The 6,101-nt window shown below is 57.4% G+C and carries 3 protein-coding genes; all 3 read left to right on the top strand.

Annotation, left to right across the window (positions count from 1 at the left end):
- Positions 1 to 3,053, top strand: a 3,053-nt coding sequence (locus VGG64_28480; protein ID HEY1603571.1) for a hypothetical protein, incomplete at its 5' end; no start/stop codon positions are given.
- Between the two features lie 216 nt (positions 3,054 to 3,269).
- Positions 3,270 to 3,911 carry a hypothetical protein gene (locus VGG64_28485; GenBank protein HEY1603572.1) on the top strand — a complete coding sequence of 214 codons (642 nt, stop codon included), beginning with the start codon at positions 3,270 to 3,272 and terminating at the stop codon, positions 3,909 to 3,911.
- Positions 3,912 to 4,256: 345 nt separating this feature from the next.
- Positions 4,257 to 6,101 (top strand): glycosyltransferase (locus VGG64_28490; protein ID HEY1603573.1); only part of this gene is annotated, 1,845 nt, incomplete at its 3' end.

Consider the following 6,101-nt stretch of genomic DNA (forward strand, 5'->3'; position numbering starts at 1 on the left):
AGAACACGTACGACAACCTCGACCACGTCGTGCAGGTGGATCGCTACGACGGCTCGCCAAGCGGCAGCCTGCTCTCACGCAGCCGGACGCTATACGATACCGGCAACAACGCCTACCAAACTATCGTGTACGGAGTGGACCCCAGCACGGGCACGGTCGGCAACTCGCTCACCAGCAACAACTGGTATGACGCGGCCGGCAATCTGATCAAGTCGCTCCCCGCCGGCTCGCAGGCATTCACCAAAACGATGTATGACAGCCAGGCCCGCGTCTATGCCCAGTATACCGGCTACTACACCGGCAGCGGCCAAGAACCGATCGCGGACGTTCCGTTCATCACGGCTAGCAACAAGATCTTCGAGCAGACGCTCACCGGCTACGATCCGGCCGGCAATGCCATCGAGCTCGACTTTTATCAGCGGAATCACAACGCGACCGGCAACGGACCGCTCAGCGCCACGTACACCGGCACGCAGCCGCTAGCCCGCACGAGCTACGTGGCAAGCTACTTCGACGGCGTCGGCCGCGAGGTGGCCACGGCCAATTACGGAAATGGCAACCAGCAGTTCACCCGTCCGGCGACTATTCCGGTTTCCTCAGACACGGTGCTCGTGACCACCTACGCCTACGACGACGCCGGAAGCCAGTTTCAGACCACCGATCCGGCCGGCAGCATTACGCAGCAGACGTTCGATGCGCTGGTCCAGGTGCTCAGCACGATCAGCAACTACACCGGCGCGTGCCCGGGCAACGACCGCGACGTGACCATGCAGTTCGCCTACAATGCCGACGGCAAGCTCGTCACGCTCACGGCGGTGAATCCGATAACCGGCAACCAGGTGACCACGTACCAGTATGGCACGATGCTAGCTGACTCTTCGATCGCCAGCAACCTGCTGCTTTCGGCGACAATTTATCCCGACGCGGCCGATACCAACGATCGCGTTACGCAGGCGTATAACCGCCAAGGCCAGCTCACTGGAATGACCGACCAGAACGGAACCGTCCACGAGTACCTATACGACTTGCTCGGTCGGCAGACCGATGACGTGATCACCGCGCTCGGCGCGGGCGTTGACGTTACCATGCAGCGGATCGGCCAGGCGTACAACGCGCTTGGCATGCTGTACCAGGTCACGAGCTACGCCGATGCTGCTGGCACGAGTGTCGTCAACCAGGTGCAGAACGAATACAATAATTTTCGACAGCTCTCCACGCAATACCAGGAACACGGTGGCGCCGTGGACCCCACCACCAGTGCCCAAGTCGATTACTCGTACACCGATAGCAGCGCGAATACCGTGCGCCCGACGGCGCTTGTTTATCCCAACGGCCGCGTGATCTCGTATCAGTACGGCTCTTCAGGCGGCGATGGCGACCAACTCAGCCGCATCGCCAGCTATCTCGACGTAGCCAGCGGCAGTACGCTGGTCAACTACACGTATCTCGGCCTGAGCAGCTTCATTCAGGTCAATTACCCGCAGCCGAACATCACGTACAATCTGGCGACCGGATCGGGGAACGATCCGTACACGGGCCTCGACCAGTTCAGCAACGTGGTAAATGCACTTTGGCAAGGGCCGTCCTCGACGTTGGCGCAGATCAATTACGGCTACAATCGGGGCGGGAGTCGCATCTGGCGGCAGGATCCGGTTGCGTCATCGCAATCGCCACCTGTCTACCAGGATGAGCTTTACAGCTACGACGGCTTGCAACGCCTTTTCGACATGAGCCGCGGCCAACTCACCAGCGGCAACACGCAGATAGCCAACCTCGCCTCGGCCCAGCAATGGAACCTCGACGCGACCGGCAACTGGTCCAACTTCGTCAACACCGACACCGCGACGCCAGCCAACAACCTCGATCAGCAGCGCACCAGCAATCCAGTGAGTGAAATCGCGGCGATCTCCCAGCGCTATGGGCTAACCTGGGCACAACCCGCCTACGATCGCGCCGGCAACATGACGACGGTTCCGCGGCCGAACACTCCCACGGCCTCATTCAGCGCGACCTACGACGCCTGGAACCGGCTCGTTTCGCTAGCCGGCACGGCGGCCTACATCTACGATGGCCTCAATCGGAGGATTTCAAAGCTCGCCGGCGGGCAGACGCGGGATTTTTACTTTTCAGCCCAGTGGCAAATCCTCGAAGAGCGAGTCAGCACGGCAACGGGGACCGCGATCCGTGCAGCGAGGAAACGAGCCGTGGGCCGCCGGGGCCTCACAGCTTCCGGTGCCGCGGAGCGGCAATTCGTCTGGGGATTGCGTTACCCTGATGATTCGATCCTGCGCGACCGCACACCATCGGGCACTGGCCCTCTCTCCGAGCGTCTTTACGCCTTGCAGGATGCAAATTGGAACGTCTTAGCGGTTACCGACGCTAGCGGCGCCGCCCATGAGCGTTATCGCTACGCGCCTTATGGCCTGCCCACGTTCGCGAACGCTTCGTTTACGCCAATCGGCATCGGCGGCGTCTACGAGTGGGAAATGCTCTATGCTGGCTACAGGTGGGACGAAGAGAGTGGGCTATACCACGTTCGGCGTCGAAATCTAGACTCCGGATTGGGCTCATGGTTAATGCGCGACCCTCGTCGAGTAGGAATGCCGGATCCAGCGCCTTATCGACGCGCGGATCTGCTAGGGCGGGTGCTTCAGGATCCGAAATTACTTGGCTTGCCGCGCGACCCATTGGATTCGGTCGCACGAATGTTGCCACCTGATGACCCTTCACTTTATTCTTACAGTGGCCTGAACCCTTTGAACAGCACCGACCCATCCGGACTGATTAGCGTGGTCGCGAGTGTTTGCAAGCCGACGCAATGTGCAGTAAGTCCCCCCGATCCGTTGGTGTTCCCTTGCGATGAAGCCGAGTCAAAAATGGATCCTCTTACGTTTTACTGCTCTGGCCCCTGCACAATGCGCCAGCCAATATCTCCTCAGTGCACTGTTCGATGTAACGATACAGGACGTAAAACTAGAACGTTCCAGTGCCAGAAGAATTTCGGGATCTTTGAGTGGGTGACATTAAGAGACAAGGACACTGATTCGTGCTGAGCTCTCCGGCCAGCCACGACAACTTGATGACGTGCTTTACTGCAAACCTTTTTCCACTAGCCTCGGCTACTTGACGATCGTGCCGTGTAATACCAGCCATTGGCCATCGAAAGCTTCCCCTTTCAGTGGCCATGATAATGCAACCTCAGGCAGGTGCACGTTTAGTTCACCACGGTTGTGACACCGGCTTTAGCCCCTTATGTGACTGGATCAAACATGTATTTTAAATCTTCCGCAACGGCGATTGCCGCCCTTTGTTTGAGTCTTGTGTCTGGCGTGGCTGCTAGTGAAAAGGCGACCTCAATTCAGTTTCTGGGTGACGATAATAAGCCCATCGCGAACGGCCTCTTTTATTTCTATGAATATGGCGATGGTCAGACAATCGCAAACGTGATCTGCCGCGGCGAGGCCTTAGATGCGGATGGTGTTGTGCAGGTACCGTACGTTCCAAAGAACTTTATGATGTCCGTGCGCAGTCGAGCAGAGTTTTATGACACTACTTGGGAATCTCCTGGAGTTTCAATTGTGCCGGGAAGAAATGTGATTCATGTACGACAGTCTGGCGCAATACAACTGGATATCGAAGCGACCAATGAGCGAATGAGTCCCAATGGCATTATAACCAAACTTGTTGTGGTGTGTTATCGAAGGGAAGCAACTGATGACACCTTGGTGAAGGGAGTAGGATATCTAGGCGTTGCACCTGGGAGTTGTCTTGAAGTATGGGGGTTGCCGGCCGGCGACTATAGGATTGAAATCAAAGAAAGTTCCGACTCTAAGGACCTTATGTGGCGCATGCACGATGTGCAGGTGGCAAATGGCAAGAAAACGGAACTGAGGCAGGTTAGGTTGGACTGAGAGGGGGAACGGGGCGCGACTCGAGGGGCGCTGGTAGGCTGGAACAGCGACGGAGACGTGAGCGGAGAAATGGGCGCGATTCGAATCGTGTCGACTGCATGCGACGACGGGCGCGTGGCGGACGATCGCTTCTGCACTTCCGAAGAACGAGTTTACCGCAATGGATGAAGCGTGTGTTGAATGGAAAAGATGCAACCAATAGCGTTACCTCCATGCGACCACCGTGCTGAGTTCGGTCAATCGCTCGCGCGATGCGACCATCCGCTCGTCATAGCCGCTGACCGTCTTGTCCCGCTTGCAGCCTGCACCTCGTGCACTCTTCGCGACGGAACAGCAGACGGACGCGTGGCTGTCTCCTTCACCACATTGAGTCTTGAACACGATCGATGCAAAGCGGGTGAAATCTCCTTTTGTGTCGCGCTGATGAACCGCGGCGACAACTTCCTCAAGATGCTTGCGTCCTGGCAAGCTCTTGAGGACACGAACCATGAACTGATCGTCGCCGACTTTGGTTCTACGGATGTTGATCTTCGCGATGCGGTTGCCAGCCTGCCGCAAGTCCGAATTGTGCAGCTCGATGGGCCTTTCAACCGATCCAGAGGCCTAAACGCGGCAGCGGCAAGCGCAACCGGCGAATTCGTTTTCTTCCTCGACGCCGACATCCTCCTTCCCAAAGATCTCTGCTCAACCGTTCGATCCCACGTCCGAGCGGGACGGTGTTACTTCCCGATCTGCTATTCGCTTCATGAAGGCAGCGGGCCGGGTCTGGCAGCCCCCGGGTGGTGGCGTCAAACAGGCTTTGGTCTGTGCGGATTTCATCGTGACGATTTCACCAAGCTCCGTTGGAACGAGTCCTTTACCAGCTGGGGCGGGGAGGATAACGACCTCCGCCGCCGTGTCGCCGAGCACCTGCGAATCGTCCGCGAGCGGTGTCCTGGCTTGTTGCACCTTTGGCACCCCAACGGTCTCGCATTCAAGAACCTCCAAGACGTCCCAGCAGAGGCGGGCCGCAAAGTCGTACCAATGCCCCCCAGTTCCGAGAATGGTCAATCTGTCGCGCCGGCATCGCTAAGGAGTGTTCCAACATCGCATCCGACTGCTGATGAAACCGCCCAGAGTGCAGATAACCGGATGCTATATTCGCCAGCTAAGGAAAAGCCAAAAGTCGGGTTTCTGCTATCCTGCTTACCGGTCGGAGGCGTAGGTCGCGTAATCGCTGACACTGCTGTTAACGTTCGTCGCATTCAGATTTCGGGCGTTGCCGCACGGGAAACAAAGCCAATGTTTGCACCGTTTGCGGAAGCGTTCGCATCGATCAACTGCCCGACTTATAGTGGCGCTGAATGGCAAAAGTCGGCGCAACGTGTAATCGATGAATCGGACGTCTTGGTGGTCTGGGGATTCGGCGAGCCAGCCGCTTATAGCGGCTTGAATTTCCACGGCAAGCCGGCAATTGTCCAGGCCCATAACACCAAGGAGAATCAGTGGACTACCCGAGTGATTTCCGTAGCCCACAAAGCGAACGTGGCAACACATTATCAGGCTTGCAGCGAAGCGGCTATGGAATCGTATCCCGTTGAACTGCGCCCGAAGGTGCGCGTCATTCTCAATGGTTGCGAGCCGTCGCGACTGATTCCACGGGTCTCGCGTTCCGAAATGCGGAAGGTCTGGAGGATTTCGTCAGATGCCAAAATCATCGCTTACATCGGGCGCGTCGTTCCGGAAAAACGTGCCGAGCACGTTGCATTTGCTGCGGAGGTGCTTGGATCTGACTTTGTCGGTTTGATTGTGGGAGACGGCGTCTATCTGGCCGCCTGCCGTAACCTCTGCAAAAGCACGCGAGCCGTCTTTGCCCCGGTGCTTGAGCACATAGCCGATGGCTTGGCGGCGATTGACGTATTCGTCAACACCAGCAAATATGAGGGTGCTTCCATGACGCTCGTCGAAGCCATGCTCATGGGAGTTCCGATTGTGTCGACGGTGACCGGTTCCATTCCTGAAATGGAGCGGGCCGCCGGTCGCGAGCTTGTTCACCACGTTTCAATGCAGCCCGCTCCCGATGAGGTTGCAGAAGCTGTAAAATTGGCTCTTCATGACCACGAACGAGTTAGATTTGCCAAAGCTTGGGCGCACCAGCACCTGACCGCCAGAACGATGGCAGCTCGATTCGAAGACTTTGTCCTCGAAATT

The sequence above is a fragment of the Pirellulales bacterium genome (assembly GCA_036490175.1).
In the GTDB taxonomy this organism is placed as follows: domain Bacteria; phylum Planctomycetota; class Planctomycetia; order Pirellulales; family JACPPG01; genus JACPPG01.